Source organism: Candidatus Hydrogenedentota bacterium (assembly GCA_035416745.1).
Classification (GTDB): domain Bacteria; phylum Hydrogenedentota; class Hydrogenedentia; order Hydrogenedentales; family SLHB01; genus UBA2224.
The window spans coordinates 1-23,636 of sequence record DAOLNV010000038.1; the positions used below are offsets into that span (position 1 = coordinate 1).

Consider the following 23,636-nt stretch of genomic DNA (forward strand, 5'->3'; position numbering starts at 1 on the left):
ACAAATGGCAAGACGATACCATCTCCGGTAAGATCTTAGATGGCGCGATTCGCTGAATTGACTGCATTGCGCTCGGGGTGTTAGACTGGCTCTTAGCTGTTTTGGCGCAAATTATGAGTTTGCCCGCGCTAGACGGGAAGTTAGCGGTGTCCTGCACTCGCAATCCGCTTTAGCGAGGTCGAATTCCCACCCGAGGGCGTCTTACTTTTTGGTCAGGCGCGGGGCACGTGGCGTTGACGGCTGGGTCCTACTCAACAGGAAGCCGCTGAACCCGGTCAGGTCCTGACGGAAGCAGCCGCAGGCGGTTCTTCCTGTGTGCTGTAGGGACGCCTGGCCCGAGCCAACGGCTCCGAGGCCGCTCTGGGTAAGCGTTCGACGGTGGGTGCGCGGGCTTTTTTGCTGTCTTCCCGGCGCAAGCATAGGGGGCACGTGAGAACGGCCGTGTTCTGCTGCTCGCGGCAACACAGGCGAGGGAGCCAATGGCGGAAGGGCATTACCAGGTCTTAGCGCGGACGTGGCGGCCGCAGGCCTTCGACGAAGTCGTGGGCCAGCAGCACATCACCCGGACCCTCCAGAATGCCATCGAGAACCAGCGTATCGGCCACGCGTATCTTTTCATCGGCTCGCGCGGCATCGGCAAGACCACTACCGCCCGGATTCTCGCCAAAGCCCTCAACTGCCTGTCGGCGGACGGCCCCACGCCGAACCCCTGCGGGAAATGCGAGAATTGTGTATCCATCGCCGCCGGACGCAACATCGACGTGCTCGAGATCGACGGTGCGTCAAACAACAGCGTCGAGGACGTCCGTCAGATTCGGGACAACGTCCGGCTAGTCCCCTCGACGTCGCGCTACAAGATCTATGTGATTGACGAAGTGCACCAGCTCAGTTCATCCGCGTTCAATGCGCTTCTGAAAACACTCGAGGAACCGCCTGCGCACGCCATATTCATCCTTGCGACGACGGAAGCGCACAAGGTGCCGCCCACGATCATCTCGCGCTGCCAGCGGTACGACTTTCGCCGCGTGGGACGGGACGACATCTGCGCCCTGCTGCGGCGAATCCTGGAGCAGGAAGAGGTGGCATGCTCCGACGAGGTGCTTCTGGCCATTGCGCGCGCGGCGGACGGCGGAATCCGCGATGCCGAGAGCATTCTCGAACAGCTGATCTCGTATTGCGGCAAGGAGATCACGTTCAAGGACGTGTTCGAGGTGCTGGGCCTGGTCGACTGGGAAGTGCTGAACGAGCTGTGCGACGCCCTCTTGGAGAAGGACATCGCGACCCAGCTCCGCATTGTCGAGGATATTGTGGCCAGCGGGAAAGATCTTTCCCAGTTTGTTCAGGACATCATCCAGTATTTCCGCAATCTTCTCGTATGCAAGACGGCCGATGCCAAGGAATTGCTGGCGCTGCCCGAGCACGAGGTCGCGGCGATGCAGCAGCGCGCCGATCAATTCTCGTTAACCCGGCTTATCCAAGTCATTGAGCAGTTCGCGGAACTTTCGAAGAATTTCGATTCCCAGCTCGCCCAGCGGATCGCGCTCGAAACGCTGCTGATCCGCGCGTCGAAAGTCGCCGTCGAGATGTCCGTCGACACCGTGCTCGAGAAGCTGGCGCAACTAGGCGCGGGCGGCATTGGGCACGGGGCGCCGCCCCCCGGTCCGGCGCGAGAGCGTGCGCAGAAAAAACAGGAGCCGTCCAGCCCCCCTAAGAGGGCGCCGGGGCCTCGTGGGGCGCCGGCGCGGCCCCCTGACTCTGAATTCCGGTCCCCGCCAAAACGCGCAACGGCCACGGCAGACAACCTGCGGGAGCTGTGGGTGCGCATCACGGAAACGGCCGGCGTGGAAAACCTCAATCTCGGGATTTGGCTCGGGCAGGCAAAACCTGCCGGTCTCGAGGGGGAAACTCTCGTGCTCGAGTTCACCCACGAGCACCGCAACGCGCGCGATTATCTCGAACGCTCCGAGAACCGCCGCATTGTCGAGAAAATCCTGCTTGCGGTCACCGACAATCTGACGACTTACCGGACGGTGCTGAACGGCAGCGCTCCCGCGCCCTTGCGGCAGGAAACCCAAACACGCGCCATGCCGGCAGCCGGGACCGTAAATCCTGAGATGGCCCGACAAGCCCTTGAAGACCCCCATATCGCGAAAGTCGTCGATGTTTTCAAGGGGCGCATTGTCGAGATCAAACACCATGTCAAGGAAGGGCCGGGACCATCAAAGTAGGTTCCTCGCGACTCGCTGCATAGGGATTCCATGCAACAATCTCCATGCTGTTATCGCTCGAGTTCTGAGATCTTTTCCAAGAAGTTCAGCGTGAAGTCCGGGGGATTCTGCGGGACTTGTGCGTCCCATCGGTCCCTGGAGTCTCTTTCCGGAAAAGAGGGCCTCAGTGAGACGCCGTCCCTGCGGTCCGCGGCCCCTATTGAGCGGTCAGAGCTGATACGGGCGCCATCCCGGGCACACTCCAGGGCGCTTCCTTGTGCAAACCGAAAAATACCTGCAGATCAACACCTGATTTCATTATAATCGGGGCGAAGCCATCGGACATGTTGTGAGAAGGAGAATTCCTTTGCGATTACGTGTACATGCGAAATACTTCACGCTGCTGTTGGCACTGGCGGCTGCGGCGGGGTGCGCCACGATAGGAATGCCCGGGGAAGGGGCCGTCATCCGGGCGAAAGACAAGGTCATTCGCTCCCTGGTGCACATCCGCCCCGTCAAAGAGTCCTTCGCGAGCGGCCAGAAAGAGGAATACGTGGTCGAAGGCAGCGGCTTCATTATCTCGCGCGACGGGTACGTGGTGACCAATGAGCACGTCGCCGGCGAGACCACCCTTGTGCGCTGCGTACTCTATGATAAGACCGAGGTCGGCGCGGAGGTGGTGGGCACGGACCCGTTCACGGATATCGCGGTGTTGAAGCTGCACGGGGACAGGACGGACTTGCCGGCCGCGAAGCTGGGGAATTCGGACCACATTGAACCGGGTCAGACGGTGCTGGCCCTCGGCAGTCCCCATGGCCTGTCGCGTTCAATATCCAAGGGAATTGTCAGCGTCACCGATCGGTACCTGGGCGAGGAGGGGCCTCGTCCAGCCCCGTACAACACGTGGATCCAGACGGACGCGGCCATCAATCCGGGCAACAGCGGCGGTCCTCTGGTGAATCTCCGGGGAGAGGTTATCGGGATCAACACGCGGAAGCTGTCAGGCGCCGAGAACGTGGGCTTCGCCATCCCCATCAATGCGGCGAAGGAAGTGATTGACGCCATCATCAAGCATGGGCGCGTGCCGCGAAGCTGGATCGGCGTGCGCTTGCAAGAAATGACAAGCAAGACGGAGGATCCCACCCAAAAGGGCGTCGTGGTTGGCGATGTGGACCCCCTCGGCCCGGCCGCCGAGGCCGGGCTCGCGCCGGGTGACGTAATTGTTGCCGCGAACGGAGAGCCGGTTCACGCCCGTTTCGAGGAAGACCTGCCTAAGGTCTTGAAACGCATTGCCGATCTCCCCGTGGGCACGGTGACGACGTTTACCGTGCAACGGGGCGGCGAGACGCGCGATATCGCCATACAAACCAAGGAAGAACGCGACTACAAAGGCGAAGAGGTCGAGTTCCCTGCGTGGGGGTTTACGGCGGCCGATCTTACGCCCGAGATCGTGCAAGCCGCGCGCCTGCCTTCAGACCGCGGGATTGTCATCGCGGGTGTCGAGGTGGGCACGGTGGCGGCGCAGGCGGGTATCCGGGCGGGAGACATTGTGCTCAGCGTGGACGGCAAGGAGATTGCTCACCTGGCGGAGTTCAAAGAGATGTACGAGGCCATCAAGCAAGCCGGGAAACTCCTGGTGTTGTTGGATGTCAAGCGGGGAGCGCTGACGCGGTTTGAACTGCTCAAACTGGAGCCCGGCGCGGAGAGCGCAGGCGCGCCGGAACAAGAAAACGAAACCGGCGCCGAAAATGGAGACAATCTCAATGAGGAAGGATAACCTCGTTGTCTGGATAGGATTTGTTCTGGGTTTCGCGGGGGCGGCGCTGGCAGGGGCAGAGGAGGCCGTGTTCTCTCCGCCGTTTGTACAGGCGCGGCGAGAGGCCATCGCGCCGGCCATCTGTCTGCTCAGCTTCACCGCGGAGGTCGAGTCGCAACGGACGGGTGAGCTCCAGAAACGTTCGACCCGCGCCCTCGGGCTCATCGTCTCGCCGGAGGGGCTGGTCATGACCCATGGCCACATGCAATCCGACAAGTCCGGTCCGTCTGACATACGGGTGAGCGTGGGGGAAGGGGAAGATGAGAAGGAATACGACGGCGTCTTCCTGAAGAAGCCGGACGACATAAACGTCTGCTTCGTGCAAATTCAAGGGCAGGATGGAGAACGGTTCCCGTATGTGAACTTCGCCACGGGCACGGAGCCGGCCCTGGGCGAGTCCGTACTGCTTTTGGGCATCATGGGGGAATCGCTGGATTTCGCCCGCGGCGCGCTGGTGCGCATGGTCAGCGCCGTTCTTGAAAAGCCCCGCATGACCTATTGCCTTGACGATGCGATCCCCTTCGGATATGTGGGCGCGCCCGCGATCGACGCGCAAGGCCGCATCCTCGGAGTCATCGGCTATGACCTCTCTGCTTCCGAAGGAGGGGAACTCTACGTGCGCAGCGGCCACCCCCTTGTATACCAAGCCTCTCTTTTCGCCAAGTACATCAAGAATCCGCCCACCAAGGACACGGTGGAGTCCGAGAAAGAGGGTGCCTGGCTGGGGATATTCTCGCAACCGTTGACGGACGACCTGGCCGAGTATTGGGGTCTGCCCCAGAAAGGCGGCGTTGTTGTCGCCACGGTCGTCGAGGGTTCGCCCGCGGAGACGGCGGGTTTTCAGCGGGGCGACGTGGTTACCAGTTTCGACGGGACGCCCATGCGCGCGAAAAAGAACAACGAAATCGTCGGATTCACCAAACTGGTGCGCGAAACCGGCATCGGGCGTGCGATCCCGGTCAAGATCCTGCGTAAAGGCGAGCCCATGGACATCACGGTGGTGTTGACCGCGCGCCCCGTCTCGGCAAAGGACGCCGAGGAATTTGTGGATGACACGTTTGGTCTCACCGTACGCGCATTGACAACCGATGTCCGCATCCTGCTCAATCTGCCGGATGATATTCAGGGCGTGATCGTGCGGCGGGTGAAATCCGGCAGTCATGCCCATCTTGCGGGAATGCGGCCGGGCGTTATCATCTTGCGTTTCGGCGAGTATCCGGTCAGCAGTATCGGCGACTTCGAGACCGCGGTGAACAAGGTGAAGGAAGAGAAGCCGGCCGAGGTGCCGGTGTTCTGCCGCGCCGGCGCGCGCACGGGATTCTTCCGTCTTCAGCCGCGCTGGGAGTAGTTTTTGATGCGGTCCTCGTGTACACGAGCAGTAGCGCTGGGTCTCTGTATCGTAATGGCCGGCTGCCAGGGAAGGTCCGAGCCGTCGCCGCAAGACCTCATGGCGCAGGCAGAGTTCCTGGTGCGCGAGGCGCGCTGGGCCGACGCCATTCCCGTGCTCAAGGAATACTTGTGCGCGAATCCCGAGGATTCCGGGGCACATTTCTATCTCGGGCGCTGCTGGCTCAATGTTGCGGAGTTCAACAACCGCCAGGGCCCGTGGCTGGTTCTCGCCGAGGGCGAACTCCGGCTGGCCGTCCAACTGTTTGAGCAGCACGAGCGCGTCAGCACCATCGAGCGTTTCTCAAACGAGTATTTCGAGACGATCTGCCACCTCGAGCGCGCCAAGGTTTACCTGAGGCAATTGGCGTTTCTGGCGGGAAACCGCGGCCGTCTCGCGGGCGCAACCGCCCATAGCGTCATTGCTGACCTGCGGCAAGCCGTCGCTGATGCCAAGGCCATCGACGCGGATTCGCCCGACGTCTGGGCCTTCGAAAAGTTGCTTTCCTCCCTCGAAGAACCCCCAGTCCAGAGACCGGCCGAGCCTGGAAAAAAGCTCTAAGTACCATTCCGGCAGATAGTTAGCCGCAAAGACCGGAACCCATTCCCGCCTACCGTGAAATGGTGATAGGGGAATCTGTTTACGTATGAGCATTTTGCTTGATCTTTCCACTTATTCATGTTAATCTATTTTTAGAGATTTTAGAGAGGCAAGGCCCTATTAAGAAACAAGACGCGGATTAGATAGGTTTCAACGTCGTGCAGCGCTCTTATTAAAGGGGAGGAGGCCGCCGTGTTTCGCCTGTCGTGGTTCGTAGTAGGCATGTTTCTGGGGTGTTGTCTGGCAATTGCCGCAGCCACGCAGGCACGCGATAGCCAGTCCCACGTCACCGCCTCACCCATCTCCGTCATCCTCAGCGTCGTCCGGGGAAACTAGGGTCTGTTCCTCGAAGGCGTGTAGAAAACGCGTCCGCGTGCCGATTTGGCACTCTCCCCAGTAATCTGCTAATAGGCTGCCATTTTGACAAACAAAAACCTTCATTTTGACTTCCCTCCTTGCCTTTTGGGCAACAAAGCGCTCTGCGCGGGCCGGGTCTGTGATCGGTGTTGAAGTATAAAGAGATGTTCTGTAAGCTCTTACATTTTTGTTGACACTCTGGCACGGCGTTTGCTAAAATCTGGCAATCGGGCGACATCTCCAAGCAATACCGCGTGCCAGAGCGGTGCCAAATTGGCTTTGAGATGATGAAGAAGGCGCGTTCCTTCGAGCTCGAGACGATGTGATTGAGGTGCAAGGTTTAGAAAACCCGCAATGCCGGCGCGAGGGTGCGCTTCGCGGCGGCAAGAACAAGGGAGTACACACAATGAAAGTTCGACCGTTAGCAGATCGGCTGCTCGTCAAGCGGGAGGAACCCAGCGAAACTGTCCGGGGCGGCATCATCATCCCCGACACGGCCAAGGAGAAGCCCCAGGAGGGCAAGGTTGTGGCTGTGGGCCCGGGCCGCCTCGATGAAGACGGCAAGCGGATTCCCATGGAAGTCAAGAAGGGTGACCGTATCCTCATGGGCAAGTACGCCGGAACGGAAGTCAAGATTGATGGCGAAGAACACATCATCATGCGCGAGGAAGACGTGCTCGCGATCATCGAGTAACGGGCATGCCGCCCGGTGCTGGCGCGTGATGAGATATAAGGAGGTTTGAAAACGATGGCTGCAAAGCAACTTCAGTTCGGCGAAGATGCACGACGCGGCGTGCTTGCCGGTATAACCAAACTGAGTAAAGCCGTGAAATCCACCCTTGGACCCAAGGGCCGGAACGTAGTTCTTGACAAAAAGTGGGGCGCTCCTACCGTGACCAAGGACGGGGTGACGGTCGCCAAGGAAATCGAGCTTGAAGACAAGTATGAGAACATGGGCGCGCAGATGGTGAAGGAAGTGGCCTCGAAGACGTCGGACGTCGCGGGCGACGGGACCACGACGGCGACGGTGCTGGCCGAGGCGATTTACCGTGAAGGTCTGCGCAACGTGACGGCGGGCGCCAATCCGATGTCGCTGAAACGGGGTATCGAAAAGGCCGTGAATGTGGTCATCGAGCAGCTCGCCAAGCAGAGCAAGAAGGTGCGGGGCGAGACCGATGTCATCAAGAACGTGGCCGCTATTTCCGCCAATAGCGATTTTGAGATCGGCAACATCATTGCCGAGGCCATGGAAAAGGTCGGCAACGACGGCACGATCACGGTGGAAGAGGCCAAAGGCATCGAGACCACCCTCGAGGTCGTGGAAGGCATGCAGTTCGACAAGGGCTACCTGTCGCCGTATTTCGTAACCGATGCCGAGGCGATGGAGGCTGAGCTCGAGGACGCGTACATTCTTATCCATGAGAAGAAAGTCTCGACGTTGAAAGACCTGCTTCCGCTGCTCGAGCAGATCGCCAAGAGCGGCAAGCCGCTCCTGGTCATCGCGGAAGACATCGAAGGCGAAGCGCTCGCCACGCTCGTGGTGAACAAGATTCGCGGCACGTTCCAAGCCTGCGCCGTCAAGGCGCCCGGTTTTGGCGACCGCCGCAAAGCCATGCTTCAGGACATCGCCGTGTTGACCGGCGGTCTGGCGATTACCGAGGATCTGGGCCGCAATCTCGAGAGCATCACGCTGGCGGACCTCGGCCGCGCAAAGCGCGTTGTTGTTGATAAAGACAACACGACGATCGTCGAGGGGGCGGGGTCCAGCTCGGAAATCATGGGCCGGATCAACCTCATTCGCCGCCAGATCGAGGAGACCACGTCGGATTACGACCGCGAGAAGCTCCAGGAACGGCTGGCCAAGCTCGCCGGCGGTGTTGCGGTAATCAGCGTGGGGGCCGCGACCGAAATCGAGATGAAAGAGAAGAAGGCGCGCGTCGAGGACGCCCTGCACGCCACGCGCGCGGCCGTCGAAGAGGGTATCGTGCCTGGCGGCGGGGTCGCCCTGCTGCGCTGCATCGAGGCGGTCGAGAAACTGAAGCTCGATGTGGAGGACGAGGCCACCGGCGCGAAAATCGTTGCCCGTGCCCTCGAGGAGCCGCTTCGCCAGTTGGCCATCAACGCCGGCGACGAAGGGGCGACGGTTGTCCAGGAAGTCAAGTCGAAGAAGGGCGCGATGGGCTACAACGCCGAGACGGGCGTTTTCGAAGACTTGTTGAAAGCGGGCGTGATTGACCCGACCAAGGTCACGCGCACGGCCCTGCAGAACGCTTCGAGCGTGGCCAGCTTGTTGTTGACCACCGAAGTGCTGATCGCCGAACTTCCCGAACCGGAGAAGGCGCCGGCCGGCGGTCCCGGCGGCGGCGCGGACATGTATTGATCCGCGGTAAGCGCGCTGAACGTCTATTCCCCCGCTCCGGCATGGGCCGGGCGGGGGTCTTGTTTACTTGGCGGGGGCCGGGGCTGCTTCGGCCATCACGGGTTCCATGGCGTATGTGAACGAGAACTGGTGTCTGTCTCGGGCCGGCGCGATCTTTGTACCGTCGCAGAGTTTCCCCAGAGTGGGGCTGTACGTGAACACATCGACGCGGTCTTCGCCGGGCACGAACCGGTAGACCCGGAAATAGCCCTCCCGGTAGTCGGACATCAGTTCGTGGACGGTGTTTCCGCCCGCGCCCGCAGCCGTCTGGTAGCAGGACTGGGTGCGGCTCTGGTCGCCGCTGAGGATCATGAACAGGTTCCCGTGTTTGGAGAAACACTTCTCCCACATCTGCTGTGGGGAGTTTCCGGCACCGCCGTGGCATTTCTTCCAGGTCATGCGGCCTTTTGGCGCGTCGTAATAATCGTTGCTTTCGACGGGTTTTTCGCGCGGGCCGAGATACATGTGCGTGGAGACAATCACGCGGCGGCCCGGATGCGCGGCAATCACGCTATCGGCCCAGGCCAGCACGTCGTCGGGCGCGTTGCATTCGAGGTGCAGAATGAGAAAATCCATGCCCGCCCCCGAGAACGTTTGCCAACTGTTGGCGTTATTCTTGTACGACCCGCCGTACCAGTCGAAGCCCTCGAAATCCGATGCCGGGAACGCCGCCTGGAAATTGCCGCTGTCGCCGGTTGCGCCGCTCATGTCATGGTTCCCCACGGCCAGGCCGTAGGGGAGCTTCCCGTGCAGCATGGCGAGACTGCGTTCGGCGACAGTCCACTGTTCGGGGGCGCTGTTCTTATCGACGATATCGCCGAGATGAGACACGAAGACGATGTTCTCGTCGTCGATATTGTCGAGGATCCACTGCATCTCGGCAGCAAACACGCCGGGGGCGCCAGCGGAGTAGGCTTGCGTATCGGGCAGAGCGACGATACTGAACGCCCCCTCGGGAAACGGGGGCAGCATCCCGGCTGAAGCGCCGGAAACGATGACCAGACAACACAACGACAGCAGGAACACATTCCGAAAACGCGTCACACTCATTGATGCAGCCCTTCTATTGCGGCCAAAACCGCTGGACCAGACTTGTTGAAGCTTCGCGCACGAGCATGCCCGATTGGGACCCAAGGAACAAGGAGCTTTCGCGCCGGACCTCCGTTGCCCTCTCACCTCAGAGGCGACAGGGCATGAGGCCAGGGGTTGAGGCAGACCGCCGCGTCAAGACCACGACCGCTGATTCAGTTCTCACGCGTGGCGGCTTTCAGCAAGACAGGCGCCCCTTCGGAGGGGCGGAGGGAGGCGTTACCGCACACTCCGGCGCGGGCTATTGGATGGCGTCGAGGAAATGGGCCATGCCGGGGGTTACCGGGGCCTTCTCGGGATAGGTTACGAACTCGACGTGTCCGTCTTTGAACAGGACATTGGCGCCGCCGCCGAATCCGTCTTCAGGAACCGTAACGCGGTCGCTGAGCACCCAGATGGCGGCCTCGGCTTTCGCGGCCGGAGCGGTGCTGTTGATATCGGTCACGCCAAAACGCTCGATGCCTTCGCGCAACCGGCGGATCAAGGTCCCGCCGCTGGTGCCCATGCCGCCGGGCACCGGGATGTCCCGGTCGGCGAGGCTTGGGTCTTGGGTACGCTTCAACTCATCCAAGACAGGCCCGACGCCCAGGACCAACTGCGCGGGGGCGGAGAGGTCCGCGGCCCCGCCCAGGATCTCGAGGGATTCCTGAGGAGCGTCTGCGGCAATCTGGTCGACAGCCCATCCGAGGTACATGTAGCTTCGGGCGGCAAGGCCGAGCCCGCGCGTATCGAGCAAGCGCCCCCCGGCGCCGGCCACGGCGTCAAAGGCGCCGTCAAAGGACGAGCTTTCCGCCAGACCGGGGCAGATGAAGGCGGCGGGATCAATGACATAGTCGGGATAGAGGTCGCCGGGGTTGAGGCAGGGCAATACCAGAAACGCACGGCCGCCTGCCGGTTCACCGGTATTCGAGACGAGCCGGGTCTCGGTTGCGTATAGGGTGGGATAGTTGCCGTGCGCGTCTTCACGGGCGAACATGGCGCTGGCGAGTCCCAACTGCTTTAGGTTCGCGGCGCAATCGTTGCGGGAAACGAACCCCTTTGCGTGGGCGAACGCGGGCAGCAGGATGGCGATAAACAGCCCCAGAATCGCCAATACTATCAGCAATTCCAGGAGCGACATGCCTCGGTTTCGCATCGTTTCCATCTCCAATAGACACGGAGCGCGGTTTCACACGCTATTATAGACGAAATCCCCGCCTTTTCTATTCATCTTCCCCAGCAAGGACCGGCACGGTGCCCTAACCCCTTCACTCTGTGTACTTTACCACAAGCCGGGCGGTTTGCCAAGGCCTATTGGGCGCATATATTCAGATTTGCGGGATAGCTTCGGGCTGCGGATATAGGGTTTCCAGGCGCTTGAGCACGTCCTCGGTGAGCGTCAGGTCGAGGGCTTTGAGGTTCTGCTGTAGTTGTTCGACGCGCGACGCCCCGAGGATCACACTGCTAACATTGGGGTTTTTCAGGCACCACGCAAGGGCCAGTTCCGCCGGGCTTACCCCGAAATCTTTCGCGATGGCAACCAGCTCCTGGCCCTTCTGCTTGTTTTCCTCGTTCCAGTACATGGCTTTGATGACGAGGTTCTGGCGGTCGTCGGCGGCCCGGGAGCCCTTTGGCGGCTCTTCACCCGGTTTGTATTTGCCGGTAAGCATGCCGTGGGCGAGCGGCGAGAAGATGACGTTACCGATGCCTTCCTCGGCGGTGGTAGGAAAGAGGAGCGTTTCGGGGTACCGGTACAGCAGGTTGTAGCGGGGCTGGCTGACGGCGATGGGGCGCGCGCCGAGCTGTTTGGCCAGTTCGTTGGCGCGCACCATCATCGGCGCGGGCCATTCGCTCACCCCCCAGTAGAACACTTTGCCGGCCCGGATCAGGTCTTCCATCGCGAGGATGGTCTCTTCGAGCGGCGTTTCCGGGTCGGGGCGGTGGCACATGTAGCAATCCACGTATTCCATGCCCAGACGCCGGAGACTCTTGTCGCAGGACTCCTTGATGTGTTTCGCCGAGAGGCCGCGATCATTGGGGTCGCCGCTCATGGGCGCCCACACTTTGGTGAGAATGAAAAGGTCCGAACGTTTCGCGCCGGCGACGAGTTTGCCGAGAGCGGTCTCTGCTTCGCCTTTGTTGTACGCGTCGGCCGTATCGAAGTAATTGATGCCGGCGTCAAGGGCGGTCTTGACCAACGCCTTGGACGTTTCGGCGTCCGAGGTGAATCCGACGGTCAGATACGTTCCCAGACTCAAGGAACTCACTTTCGCGCCCCATTTTCCGAGCTTACGGTACTCCATGGTGCTTTCCTTTCTTCTGGCTCTGAATCCTTGCTCCCGATAGCAGACGCGCTCTTTTGGCGCACGGGCGCGCCTGTCAGTGAGAGGCCAATCTTATCATTCAACGGCGGGATGCTCAAGGAAGGCCTTCCGGGGACGGTCTTGCAGCCGGGTCAGCTCCTCCAAAGCCTATCCCGGGAAGGCGCGAATCCGTCCGGCCGGGTCCCGGTGTTACCTGCTCCCGGCGTCCTGTTGCGGGGAATCGGCGGCGGACCACATGGCCTTTACGGTCTGGGCGCCTGCCTTGGGGCGGCGGTGAAGGTCAAACAGGCCATAGGCGCAGCGCATTTCGTAGATCCGCGTATATTTCCGGTGAACGTCAGAATCGGCAAAGCACCAAATGAACGCTCCCGCGAACCCGGGTTCCTTCGTGAAGGTTTCCCATTCCGTCTTGAGGAGTTCGGCCTGAAATGGCTCGCCCGGGAAGTAAGACGTCATGAGGCCCCGCAGTGCCCATGACCCGAACTCCGTGACCAGGATGGGCTTGCCGGGATGCCGTTCGCGCAGTTCGGCGAAGCTGGAGCGAATGCGCTCGGGGGCGGCCGAGAGTCCCCTGACATCCGGGGGGTCTACGCCGAGATAGACATTGACGGAGTTGAGGTCGGTCTTGTCCAGCACCACGTCTTTGGGCCACTCGTTACTCGGTTCGATGACGGGGCGCGTTGGATCCAGCTCATGCGCAAGGTCGACCAATTGAAGATTTCCCTTGGCCACCATTCTTGATATTTGCTCGTATTCTTTGCCCTTTTCGCGGGGATGGATGCGGTTCTCGTTGCTGACGCTCCACAGGATGATGCTGGGATGATTGCCGAGCGTGAGAATCATTTCTTCGAGCTGGGCCTTTGCGGCATCGAGGTTCTTGGTGGAATGCCCGATCCGGCCCCATTGGTAAAGAGGCACTTCGCACACGGCAAGAAAGCCCCACTGGTCCAGGGCGTCGTAGGTGTCCTTCGAATAAGGGTAGTGGCAGCGAACCGCGTTAGCTCCCAGTTCCTTTATGAGGGCGAGGTCTCGTTCGAGCCCCATACCTACGGTGGTCATCCCGGAACCGGGGTAGTTCTCGTAGCGATTGACTCCCTTTATGAGGATAGGCTTTCCATTGAGCATGAGGTGGTCGGCGGTCACCGTGACGGTTCGGATACCCACCGGGGACTGCCAGGTGTCGTGGCAGCGGTCTCCCTTGGCTTCTCTCAGCTCGATGGTCAGGCCGTAGAGATAGGGTTCGTCCGGCGACCAGCGTCGAGCGTCCGGCACGGGCAGGGTAATCTCCGCCGGTGATGGCTCCGCGGGGAGTTCGATGCGTGCGGATGCGGCTTCCGTCCGTCCGGCGTCGTTCAATCGGGCGACGGCATACAGGGCGGCTCCGGGCTGCGCGCCTTGCGCTATCTCGATGCGCGCGCGCACGAGGGCGGGCTCAGCAAGGGCGTCCGTGGCGATGGTCACGGCCCGGATGTGGGTGCGTTCCCGCACAACCAGCCGCACGGGACGGTACAGTCCGCCGTGGTGCCACCAATCGTGGCGTTCCATCGGAACGCGCTCGATGAGTGACTTGTTGTCTACAGAGACCGCAAACACGTTCTCCTCGCCGAAGCGGAGGAGTTCGTGGACGGGGAAGCTGAACTGCGTGTACCCGCCTTCGTGCGCGCCTGCCTTGGTCCCGTTGACGTAGAGTGCGGTGCGGTAGTTGGCGCCATCGGAGACAAACTCCACATACCGGTCCGCCCATTCCCGGGGGATGAATACTCTCCGGCGATACCAGCCCTGGCCTTCGTAGCTCCAAAGGTCTTCGAACTGCGTATTCCAACTCCCGGGAACCTCGATATCCCACCACAGGGAATCGTCGAAAGCAGGGTTCATCCAGCCATAATGCTTGTCTTCGTTGGTCTTTTCGGCAGCCGGGGGATTCCCTGGCCCTTCCTGAAGAAACGCATGATTCGTTTCAATTTCCTCGAACGCGGGGAAGAAACGCCACATTCCGTCCAGGCTGAGGGAGAAGGGAGTGGGGGACTCCGGAACGGAACCGGGTTCCACGGGCAGCGCGGTCAATGCCAGAGCACTTGAAGCAAGCCACAGGAACATATTGCACATGATGACGTCCTCCCCGATTGTGCGGCCATTCTTTGGTTGCGACAGACGCTGATTTGAATCTCCCGCTTCCGCATCCGTGCGAACCGTATTGTACTGACTTCGAAGGATAAAGAGGAACTATTCTGTCCTGGCGCTCGACCCTGCCGCAACCAGACCGTGCGTGGCCGCATGCCGCCTTCGAAACAGGGACCTGAATCCTGCCTGCCGTATTGAGCGGTCCGGCAAAGGTCACTACAATGGGCCGCAGTAATCCGGCGGCGGTCGCAAACCGTGTCTCTTTGGGGCTCGCCGGGCAAACGCAGCGGAGGGCCAGATGCCATGATGTGCTCCAGGCGCGTACGGTTCGCGGGGACTGTTCTGCTGGTCGCGCTTTTCCTCGCGGGTGATGCTGTTGCGGCCTCTCGAATGGACAGGTACTACGCCTACCCCGCGCAGGAAGACGCCCATGGCGTGATCGCGCCCTGGTATGCCGCGCAGAACGGTCAGTGGGACTTCCGGGTCCGGATCGCCGCAGAAACGCTGAAGCGATACCCGTGGACGGAGCCTTCCCGCGCCGTGGCCGCAGCGCCGGAATTCGTCTTCAGCGGTGCGTGGAATATCGCGCCCGACGGAACCATTTCGATTCCACCCATTGACGATTGGGCCACCGGCGATCTCGGCCAGCGCGCCGCGTACGTAATCTCGGGGCTCGTCGATTACTACCGGTATTCGGGCGACCCGGCCGCGATCGCGTTGTTTTCGGTCACCATCGACACGTTGTTGGACCATTGCCTCACCGGGGCCGAGCATCCGTGGCCGGAGTTCCTCATCAGCGTGCCTGTCAAGGGAAAGCCGTACGGCAAGTGCGACGCCAATGGCATGATTCAGCTCGACATCACCGCCGAGGTTGGTATTGCGCTTGTGAGAGCCTATCAGGTGACCGGCAACGCGCGCTGGTGGGAAACAGCCAAGCACTGGGCCGATTTGTTCGCCGAGCATTGCGCCCCGGCCGCTGACCGCGCGCCGTGGCTTCGTTATGCCAACCCTGAATCCGCGCCTTGGCCGCAGGAGACTCAGATGACAGGGGGCGTGGTGTTTGTTCTGGCGTTTCTTGATGAAGTCATTCGGCTCGGGTACGTGGGCGGCGGAGAAAGCGTCGTTGCGGCCCGCGACGCGGGCCTCGCGTACCTGCGCGATGTGCTGTTGCCTGACTGGACCGTGAACGACGTGTGGGGACGCAACTACTGGGACTGGCCCAACCCCGTGCAGGCGGAAAACGTCACGGAATTCGCCGTGCGCTATTTCATGGAACACCCCGGCGTATTTCCCAACTGGCGCAACGATGCGCGCAATGTCATGAGCCTGTTCCTCAATCATTCGTGCGTGTCTCCGGACTCGAACGGCGACACGTTCAGCGGCGCGTGGGCGTATCCGGAAGGTTGTGGGTGTTGCGGCCGTTCGCTGTGGTACGGTCCTATGGAATTCGCCACGGTGTACGCGCAGTACGGCGCGCTCGCCGGGAGCGCGTGGGGACGCGAGATGGCGAGGCGGCAGCAGCTCCTGGCCACCTACGATTGCCGCGAGACCGGCGTGGTCGAAGACAACATTGACGGCGGCGCCATCGTGGCGGGGGCCTGGTTCAAGATTGCGCATCCGATGGCCTTGAAACATGTCCTTGGCACGATGGCCTGGATGCCGGAGACGCTGGGGGCGGCGCGCGAGAATCACATCATGCGCACCTCGTCCGTGGTGCGTTCCGTCGTCTACGGCAAAGGGGAGGTCAGCTACGAGACGTTCGACGCGCCCGCGAACACGGTCGACGTGGTCCGCCTGGCATTCGAGCCCGGGGACGTGACGGCAAACGGCGAAGCGCTGTCGAGACGCGCCGTTCTTGACGCCAACGGATACACGAGTACCCGGCTGCCGTCGGGCGACGCCGTCGTGTCCATCCGGCACGATGGTTCGACGCGCATACGCCTCGCCGGCGCCGATCCGCAAGAAATGACGGACGACGCGGCGCTGGCCTATACGGGCGAATGGGCCAGCGTCAGCGATGCGGCCAGTTTTCAAGGCGGTTACCGGACCGCGGCAACAGCCGGCGCGGAAGCCGCGTGGACGTTCTCGGGCAATCAGGTGCGCGTTATGGGCGGCGCAGGACCCAATGGCGGCCTTGCTGACGTGTACCTCGACGATGTGAAACAACTGGCGGGCATCGACTGCTGGAACCCCGCTGAGAGGCAGCAGCAGGTCTTGTATTACAAGAACGGCCTTGAACCCGGGGAACACAGAATCGGAATCGTCGCCCGCGGCGCCCGCAATCCCGTATCCGGCGGAAGCGCCGTGTATATTGACGCCATCCAGTGGTCGGGGGCAGTTCCTGACGCCGCGACCCCCGAGACGGTATACGGTTCCGGGAGCGGTCCGGCAGGCGCCCAACGCATGATTTGCGGATACACCGGCCGGGCGGGACACGTGGACAGCCTCGGTCAGACGTGGCTGCCCGCCACGGAGGTCGTTGCCCGGCTCGGCAACATGGCCGATTCCGTAGCTGGCACTTGGCTGACCACGCCTCAAGCGGATGTCATCCGGGGAACACCCGACCCCGAGTTGTACCGGTACGGAATCCGCGCCGCCGAGTTCTGGGTAAATGTGACCGTTGGGCCGGGCGTCTACCACGTCCGCCTCAAGTTCGCGCAGACGGTTCAGGAGAATCCCAAGGAGCAAGCCGTCACCGTGCGTATTAACGGGCTGGAAGTTGTCTCGGCGATGGATGTGGCAGCTACGGCAGGCGGACTCGCGAAGGCGGTAGACCTTGTCTTCAACGACATTCAGCCGCAGCACGGGGTCATCGAAATCCGGTTCTCGAACCCCTTTGGGCTTCGCGCGGCGGTGCAGGCTATTGAGATTGGGCCTGGTCCGGGCGGAGAGGGGGCTGCGCCCGTATCGGTAGCGGCCGACGCGGCTGGCCCGGCGGGCAACCTGTTGCTCAATCCCGGTTTCGAGTACGGCGTGCCCGAGCTACGCGCCAAAGAGGGCGGAACATCTAAACGGTTCGCCTGGACCTGCGAGGGGGTCGGCCCCAGCGAAAGCTACGTCTACCCCGAATCCGTGTACATAAAACATCCCGCGCTGGGCTTGCCCGACCCGCGTTCGGGGCAGGAAGCGTTGCGGACGCACAGTTCCGGCAACGGCCGCACGCGCGTGTACCAGGACGTCGGCGCGCAGCCCAACACGCCCTATGCCGCGGCCGTGTGGGCCAAGACCGTGGACTTGGCGGGACAAGGGTTTGGGGCGAACCCCGGCGACTTGGTGCGTCTTATCGTCGCCGAACTCGCCGCCGATGGCCGTGTCCTCGCCGAACATTCGAGCCCCGGCATCGCCAAGGCCGCGCCCTACCAGCGCCTCGAGGCGGGGTTTACCACGTCGGCCGATACGGCCGGCTTGCGATTCGTGCTCGATACCGCTATCGGGTGTACGTTTGAACAAGGGCACGCCGTCTTTGACGATTGTATGCTCGCGCGAACCGGCGGCATTTAAGGGAATACGGCAAAATGTGCCGGGGCGGGGATGCCGCGTCCCGGTTCCGTTGCGGTTCCACGGCGCGCTTTGGGTGTCGCGTCATTTGAGATTTGCCGGTATAATCTGTTCAAATGCATACTGACAATGCTTACGGCCGCATTGACGGCACGTTGGTGATATTTCCGAGCTCGCCAGGCGCCGCCGGCACGCGCGGTGCCGCATAACAGCCTGGTGCGGCGTGACGCATAATGAGGAAAATCCATGGCACACGGTAGTCTATCGCGCGTCACTGCGCTGGCGTTCCTGATCTGCTCCATTGCGTTTGTCGCGGCAGGGGAGGACCCCAATCCGCCGAGCATCCGTTCATCGTCGGGCGCGTGGCCGATCCGGCGGCAATGGACTCCCGCGGAAGCAAAGCATTACGCCGAGTGGGTCCAGCACATTTATGTGATGAAGACCAAGGGAAGCGTAGAGCAACGCACGGCCAAGCTTGAGCGCATTCTGACCGACCCCGAGATGAACCTGCTGGAAGACCCGGAGTTCGCCGGCAAGGGGTCAAATCCCCAATTGCCCCGCGGCGTTATCCGCACCATGAACAGCATGATGGATTGCGGCAAGTTTACGGCGTTCATACCGGCCTATTACGCCTACCGGCGTGCGCTGCCCTGGATGACGGCCGTTGTGACCGCGGGCAAAGGCGACATCCGCACGTCCCCGTTCAACATCCCCGTGGGAAGCGTCAACAGCCTTGAATACCGGTCGGCGGGCAAGTTTTTCAAGAACGCCGTGGGCTGGTTTATCTCGGGGAACTACCGCGTGAACCTCAACGAGCGCAACGCAGAGCTATCCGACACGGTACCCGTGGCTATCGGCCGCCAGCATCTCATGCCTGGGTGCATCAACTACGTGGACGGGCACTGTTTGGTTCTCGCGGATGTTTCGGAGTATGGCGAGCTGCATTTCCTGAATTGCAGCACGACGCCCACGCGCGACATCTTCACGTACAACGGGATGAATACGGTGGCGGGAATCACGCCGCGCGGCAGCGATCCGGACAACGAATGGAACGGATGTTTCCAGGGGTTGCGCGTTTTGCGCTATCCCATCGCGGATACCGATTCGCGCGGCCGGGTGATTCGTGTCCGCCGGCGCACCAATGAGGAAATGAAGGAGTTTGGCTTCTCGACTGAGCAGTACGACATCATCCGCGAGATCTACACCAAACAGTACATTACCGAGGGCGAATTGAAACCGCAGAGTTTTCACGACCTCATCCGTCTGCGCATGAAGACCGTGGACTCGATTGCGCCGCTCAAGTTCATGGAAGAGTACGCTGACGAACTGCTCGAGGTGTATGTCTTGCGCGAACAGTTTGTGCAAGACGCGTGGCGCGACGTGCGCGTCAATGGCTGGATCACGTATCCCGAGGAGCTCCCAGACGAAAACATCTTCCAGGCGTTCGGCCGCTGGGAGACATGGAGTTCGCCGTCGTCCGACGTCGATCGCCGGAACAAATACTTTTATCTCGCGGACTGGCTTGAATACGCCATCCGCCTGTTTGGCCTCGTTCCTTCGTTTGTCGATCAGGCCGGGTTGGAGAAGTACGATATCCAGAGTCAATCCGATCTTGCCAAAGCGCTGCTCGCGGAGAAGAACCGCATCTTCGCCGAACGGAGCATGGAGTACACGAATTCCGCGGGCAAACAGGTCCGCTTGACGCTTCTGGATATCGAGGAGCGGCTGTACGATCTGTCGTTTGACCCGAATCATCCGCCGGAACTGCGCTGGGGCGCGCCACTGGGCAGCGAGGAACGCGCGTCGGCGCCGCAGACCTGCACGCCGGTCCCGGGCGGCGCCAAAGTCGCCATGGAGGACGCCTATTGCTGGCAGGCGTTCTACCGCTCCCTGGGACAGCGCGAGACGGAGCTGAGCTGCCTGCGCGGAATGTTCACGAGCGGCTATCCGATTCGCGACAAGCTCGATGCGCAGGTCGCAAAATGGGTCCATGAGACGTCGATCGCCGCTGTTGACGAAGCCGCGGCCCCTCTGGAAATGCAGCCGGCGCAGCCCAGTGAACAGTTTCCGGCAACGGAGGCGCAGCCTGTGTCCAGCGGCACGGGTTCGCCGGACGAGGGAGCCTCTGCCGAACCAAGCCTTTCTCGCGATGGCGGGGCCGGCGGAGCATGGAAGTACACGGACGCCTCGGATGAAGGCCGGAAGTCCGGGCGGAGATCGGCTTCCGGGGCGAACAGGCGGCGTTACCCGCGGCGCAATTAAGGGGAGCATGCGCATGATTCTTGGGAGGTCGCTCACTCTGCGAGGACGGCTGTTTGCGTGGTTTGCGTTCCTGGCACTGGCGCCGGCCGCCGCGTTCGCGGCGGACCCCAATCCTCCGTCCATCCATTCGGACCGGGGCGCCTGGCCGATCAGGCGGCAATGGACGGTGGAAGAGACCCGGCACTTCGCCCAATGGATCCAACACATATACAAGGCGAAGACCGAGGGCGGGCAAGAACAGCGCCTCGCCAGGATCGAGCGCATACTGACCGACCCGCAGATGAACCTATTGCTCGATCCCGAGTTTGCGGGCGAAGGATGCAACGGCCAACTCGACCTTGGCGCCATACGCGCCATGCACAGCGTCCTCGACTGCGCGAAGCTCACCGTCTCACTCAGCACGTATTACGCTTACCGGCGCGGACTGCCCTGGATGTTCAGCTACGTCCGCGCATGTGATGGGGGCGACGTACGCACCGCCGACTACACCATTCCCGCCGGCGAGATGAATTCGATGCGGTATGGCTCCGTGGACGCGTTTATCCGCGACGCGCTCACCGGCACCTGCACCGGGAATTTCCGCGTCGAGTTGAATCGGGAGCGTTCCGAATTATCCGACACGCTTCCTGTGGCGATCACTCGGGAGTATCTCGTTCCCGGGTGCTTGTATTACCTGGACGGCCACGTGTTGGTGCTGGCGGGGGTCTCACCCTACGGCGAACCCCGGTTTCTGGACGCGACCACGGCGGCGTCGCGCGACGTCTACGCGTTCAACGGGCTCAATTCCGTCTCTGGAATCACCCCGAGACGTTCCGGCGCGCCGGGCCAGGAGTATGCGGGGTGTTTCCGGGGGTTCCGCGTCTATCGCTGGCCCATCGCCGAGGTAAACGAGGACGGCGCGGTGATCCGTGTGCGCCGCCGGACCGACGACGAAATGCGGGAGTTCGGGTTCTCCACCGAACAGTACGACCGGATGGCCGAACTGGTGGCGACCCAGCGGATTGTCGAAAGCCGCATCGCGCTCGACAGCTTTCATCAGTTCGTCCGGTTTCGTTTGCGTACCACGAAACGGCTGAACCCGGCCGCCGACCTGAAAGTGTTTGCCCGGGAAATGGTAGCCCTGCTTGAAGAACGGGAACGGCGGGTCCAGGATGCCTGGCGGGACGTCAACGAGAACGGTCCCATCCCATTTCCCGAAGACCGGGCCAACGGCAACGTTTATACCGCGGGCGGACGCTGGGCGGAATATGCCACAGCCTTCGCCGACACCGAGTGCCGGGCCAAGTATTTCGGTCTTGCCGATGATCTCGACACCGCGATCATGTGGTTCGACCTGAGCGTGGAAGACGTGTATCTTGACGGGCTGAACAAACACGCCATCTGGACCCATGCCGACCTTGCTGATGCGCTGCTGCGCGCCAAGAGACGCATCTTCGCCGAGTCCGCGCTCGAGTACATGAATTCCTCCGGGCAGCCTGTTCGCATCACACTTCTCGATGTCGAGAAACGTCTATACGACCTGTCCTTCGACCCGAATCATCCGCCTGAGTTGCGATGGGGCGCGCCGGCGGGAAGTCCCGAGGCCCAATCGGCGGTTCGCAACGACACGCCCTTGCCCGGCGGCGCCGATATGCCGATGGAAGAGGCTTATCGCCGCGAAGCCTATTACCGCTCTCTCACGCACTGGGAACCCGAAAGAAGTTACCTCCAGAAGATGTTCCCGGACGGTTTTCCCGTGCGCGACAAACTCGACGAGATTTTCCGCCGCAAGTGGTTTGACTGTTCTTCGCCCCCCCTTGTTCCCTATAATGGCAAAGCCGCTTGGCTCAAAGAGGCGTCTGTCGTTCGTGAAGACACATCCTCGTTGCTGGGGAAGAACATGCGATAGCCGGCTCGTCCGGTGAATTCGTTACTTGCCGTGGCCGTTTTCCGGACCGGCGTCCGGAATCCTCGGGCGCATTATCCCCTTTTGCGTCCTGCTCGTAACCCATTGATACATAATGGATTGCGGAGCAACGGCGAAGATGGCGGACGTGGAGCTGCTCCGGGGACGGCGCTTGATGCATGCCTTTCATTCTTGGTCTTGCCCGCAAAACCGCAGGCTTCTTGTGCGGCAGGACGGTTTCCGGCGTGGTTTCAAGCGCTGGAGCGAGAAAAAGGGGGGACAAGCGGTTTTTTTGCTCCGCTATGCTTGGGGCGCGCTTTTCTTGGAGTATGATATCCCTTGCGCAAGCTCCGGGGGCGGATGCTGCGACAGGGTGATCGGCATGGGAACGACTGAGGGGGCGGAACTCATTTCCGTTGATACGGCGCCGTGTGGAACGCTCTTTACCCGGCGTGCGGTCGAGCCCCGTGTCTCCAGGCTGGCGCTGGCGCCTGTTCGGGAATTGCGTCACTGTGACTGTTGCAGCCAGGGGAAGCTGGAGGAAGACCGGCCTTTTCTCTCAGGAGACAGGTCAGTGCAACGCCTCGCATTTGTTCACGCGGTTTTTTCGTGGACGAAGCCAGGACATCGTCAGGCGCTCATCCGCCCTTATATGTATGCGACCTCGTGGCAGCCGTGAGGATTGTGGTCCATTGGAACAGACAGGAGACCGTGGCTTATGAGATTACGTGAAGTGAGATTGCCAGTCTTATATGCCGTGTGGCTGCTGGGCGTTTTGATAGCGCCCGGCGCGATTGCCCAGAGCGAGCAGGCAGCCATTCTGGGCGACGAAGAACTCCAAACCCTGGTGGGTCCCATTGCGCTTTACCCTGATTCAATCTTGGCGCACGTTCTTCCTGCATCGACCGCTCCCATCGACGTGGTGGAAGCCGCGCGCTACCTGCGCGAGCACGACGGGAAGGTCGAAGAAGTTCCGGATGTCCCGTGGCTGCCAAGTGTCCGGGCGCTGCTGAGGTTTCCTGAGGTGCTTTACACGATGGACGAGGAGATCTCATGGACCCGGGACTTAGGCGCGGCGGTTGTTGCACAGCAGACTGATGTCATGGAAGCAATACAGCATGTGCGCAAACTGGCCGAAGAGTGCGGCTTGCTCGATACCAACGAAAAACAGGTTGTGCAAGTCGAGCAGGAAGTCATCAAGATCGTGCCGGCGGACCCGGAAGTCATTTATGTGCCCGTATACGACCCTCAAGTTATTTACGTTGAGGAGGACTATGATGACGAGGCAGCTGCGGCGCTTGTCGGGTTCGGCGTGGGTGTATTGGTGGGGGTGGCGTTTGCGGACGACTATTGCGATTGGTATGAACACACCATTTTCCACTATGGCTACTATGGCTGGGCCGACGTCGATATCCATATAGACAATGCGTATGTCTGGCGGCCGGGGCCAGGGGGTGTATACGATCCCCGAGGATTCTACGATCCCAGGGGCGCTCTCGATCCGCGCGGACCCCTAGACCCGCGCGGCCCCGTGGATCCCCGGGGTCCCCTGGACCCCCGTGGCCCCTATGACCCGCGTGGCGTCGCCGATACCCGCGGCCTGGCGGATACCCGTGGCGTCGCCGATACCCGTGGCCTGGCGGACACCCGCGGCGTCGCCGATACCCGTGGCTTGGCGGACACCCGCGGCGT

Annotated in this window: 15 protein-coding genes and 1 other RNA gene; 12 read left to right on the forward strand and 4 right to left on the reverse strand. The window is 61.5% G+C overall.

The window, feature by feature from the left end:
• The first annotated feature begins 123 nt into the window (after positions 1-123).
• From ffs to groL, 8 genes are all read left to right on the forward strand, one after another.
• An RNA gene (gene ffs, locus PLJ71_12535) (signal recognition particle sRNA large type) lies at positions 124-390 on the forward strand.
• An 89-nt stretch (positions 391-479) separates the two neighbouring features.
• Complete coding sequence (gene dnaX / locus PLJ71_12540; protein ID HQM49506.1) at positions 480-2,228, forward strand: DNA polymerase III subunit gamma/tau; 1,749 nt, start codon at positions 480-482, stop codon at positions 2,226-2,228.
• Between the two features lie 346 nt (positions 2,229-2,574).
• Entirely contained in the window at positions 2,575-3,984 is a 1,410-nt protein-coding gene (locus tag PLJ71_12545; GenBank protein ID HQM49507.1) for a trypsin-like peptidase domain-containing protein, read from the forward strand.
• Positions 3,971-5,371: a PDZ domain-containing protein gene (locus tag PLJ71_12550; GenBank protein ID HQM49508.1), complete on the forward strand. Its 1,401-nt coding sequence runs from the start codon at positions 3,971-3,973 to the stop codon at positions 5,369-5,371. Before PLJ71_12545 ends, PLJ71_12550 begins: the two co-directional genes overlap by 14 nt.
• A gap of 6 nt (positions 5,372-5,377) precedes the next feature.
• Positions 5,378-5,971: a hypothetical protein gene (locus PLJ71_12555; protein ID HQM49509.1), complete on the forward strand. Its 594-nt coding sequence runs from the start codon at positions 5,378-5,380 to the stop codon at positions 5,969-5,971.
• A gap of 231 nt (positions 5,972-6,202) precedes the next feature.
• Positions 6,203-6,346 (forward strand): hypothetical protein, encoded by a 144-nt coding sequence (locus tag PLJ71_12560; protein ID HQM49510.1) that lies wholly within the window; start codon positions 6,203-6,205, stop codon positions 6,344-6,346.
• A gap of 427 nt (positions 6,347-6,773) precedes the next feature.
• A complete protein-coding gene (gene groES, locus PLJ71_12565) occupies positions 6,774-7,061 on the forward strand; it encodes a co-chaperone GroES (GenBank protein ID HQM49511.1) in 288 nt (95 codons plus the stop codon).
• 54 nt (positions 7,062-7,115) lie between these two features.
• The gene (gene groL / locus PLJ71_12570) at positions 7,116-8,747 is read left to right on the forward strand and encodes a chaperonin GroEL (protein HQM49512.1); all 1,632 of its coding nucleotides are present in this window, start codon (positions 7,116-7,118) and stop codon (positions 8,745-8,747) included.
• A gap of 63 nt (positions 8,748-8,810) precedes the next feature.
• Here the strand turns inward: groL and PLJ71_12575 are convergent, their stop codons facing one another.
• The 4 genes from PLJ71_12575 to PLJ71_12590 all read right to left on the reverse strand — a co-directional run bounded on the left by PLJ71_12575 (position 8,811) and on the right by PLJ71_12590 (position 14,284).
• Positions 8,811-9,836 (reverse strand): metallophosphoesterase, encoded by a 1,026-nt coding sequence (locus PLJ71_12575; protein ID HQM49513.1) that lies wholly within the window; start codon positions 9,834-9,836, stop codon positions 8,811-8,813.
• Positions 9,837-10,116: 280 nt separating this feature from the next.
• A complete protein-coding gene (locus PLJ71_12580) occupies positions 10,117-11,010 on the reverse strand; it encodes a prepilin-type N-terminal cleavage/methylation domain-containing protein (GenBank protein ID HQM49514.1) in 894 nt (297 codons plus the stop codon).
• Positions 11,011-11,182: 172 nt separating this feature from the next.
• Positions 11,183-12,157, reverse strand: a complete 975-nt coding sequence (locus PLJ71_12585; protein ID HQM49515.1) for an aldo/keto reductase family protein — start codon at positions 12,155-12,157, stop codon at positions 11,183-11,185.
• A gap of 210 nt (positions 12,158-12,367) precedes the next feature.
• Positions 12,368-14,284, reverse strand: coding sequence for a glycoside hydrolase family 2 TIM barrel-domain containing protein (locus PLJ71_12590; protein HQM49516.1), 1,917 nt, complete (start codon positions 14,282-14,284; stop codon positions 12,368-12,370).
• Between the two features lie 318 nt (positions 14,285-14,602).
• On the opposite strand from PLJ71_12590, the gene PLJ71_12595 reads away from it, so the two are divergent.
• The 4 genes from PLJ71_12595 to PLJ71_12610 all read left to right on the forward strand — a co-directional run.
• Positions 14,603-17,800 carry a malectin domain-containing carbohydrate-binding protein gene (locus tag PLJ71_12595; GenBank protein ID HQM49517.1) on the forward strand — a complete coding sequence of 1,066 codons (3,198 nt, stop codon included), beginning with the start codon at positions 14,603-14,605 and terminating at the stop codon, positions 17,798-17,800.
• A 243-nt stretch (positions 17,801-18,043) separates the two neighbouring features.
• Complete coding sequence (locus PLJ71_12600; GenBank protein ID HQM49518.1) at positions 18,044-20,059, forward strand: hypothetical protein; 2,016 nt, start codon at positions 18,044-18,046, stop codon at positions 20,057-20,059.
• 13 nt (positions 20,060-20,072) lie between these two features.
• On the forward strand, positions 20,073-21,947 hold the full coding sequence (locus PLJ71_12605; protein ID HQM49519.1) for a hypothetical protein: 1,875 nt from the start codon (positions 20,073-20,075) through the stop codon (positions 21,945-21,947).
• A 715-nt stretch (positions 21,948-22,662) separates the two neighbouring features.
• Positions 22,663-23,636, forward strand: a 974-nt coding sequence (locus PLJ71_12610) for a DUF3300 domain-containing protein (protein HQM49520.1), incomplete at its 3' end; no start/stop codon positions are given.

Excerpts from the sequence above, each read along its gene's own strand:
- PLJ71_12590 (HQM49516.1), bottom strand. The coding sequence starts at position 14,284 with ATGTGCAATATGTTCCTGTGGCTTGCTTCAAGTGCTCTGGCATTGACC.
- PLJ71_12600 (HQM49518.1), top strand. The coding sequence starts at position 18,044 with ATGGCACACGGTAGTCTATCGCGCGTCACTGCGCTGGCGTTCCTGATC.
- PLJ71_12580 (HQM49514.1), bottom strand. The coding sequence starts at position 11,010 with ATGCGAAACCGAGGCATGTCGCTCCTGGAATTGCTGATAGTATTGGCG.
- PLJ71_12555 (HQM49509.1), top strand. The coding sequence starts at position 5,378 with ATGCGGTCCTCGTGTACACGAGCAGTAGCGCTGGGTCTCTGTATCGTA.
- groL (HQM49512.1), top strand. The coding sequence starts at position 7,116 with ATGGCTGCAAAGCAACTTCAGTTCGGCGAAGATGCACGACGCGGCGTG.
- PLJ71_12605 (HQM49519.1), top strand. The coding sequence starts at position 20,073 with ATGATTCTTGGGAGGTCGCTCACTCTGCGAGGACGGCTGTTTGCGTGG.
- PLJ71_12595 (HQM49517.1), top strand. The coding sequence starts at position 14,603 with ATGATGTGCTCCAGGCGCGTACGGTTCGCGGGGACTGTTCTGCTGGTC.
- dnaX (HQM49506.1), top strand. The coding sequence starts at position 480 with ATGGCGGAAGGGCATTACCAGGTCTTAGCGCGGACGTGGCGGCCGCAG.
- PLJ71_12585 (HQM49515.1), bottom strand. The coding sequence starts at position 12,157 with ATGGAGTACCGTAAGCTCGGAAAATGGGGCGCGAAAGTGAGTTCCTTG.
- groES (HQM49511.1), top strand. The coding sequence starts at position 6,774 with ATGAAAGTTCGACCGTTAGCAGATCGGCTGCTCGTCAAGCGGGAGGAA.
- PLJ71_12550 (HQM49508.1), top strand. The coding sequence starts at position 3,971 with ATGAGGAAGGATAACCTCGTTGTCTGGATAGGATTTGTTCTGGGTTTC.
- PLJ71_12575 (HQM49513.1), bottom strand. The coding sequence starts at position 9,836 with ATGAGTGTGACGCGTTTTCGGAATGTGTTCCTGCTGTCGTTGTGTTGT.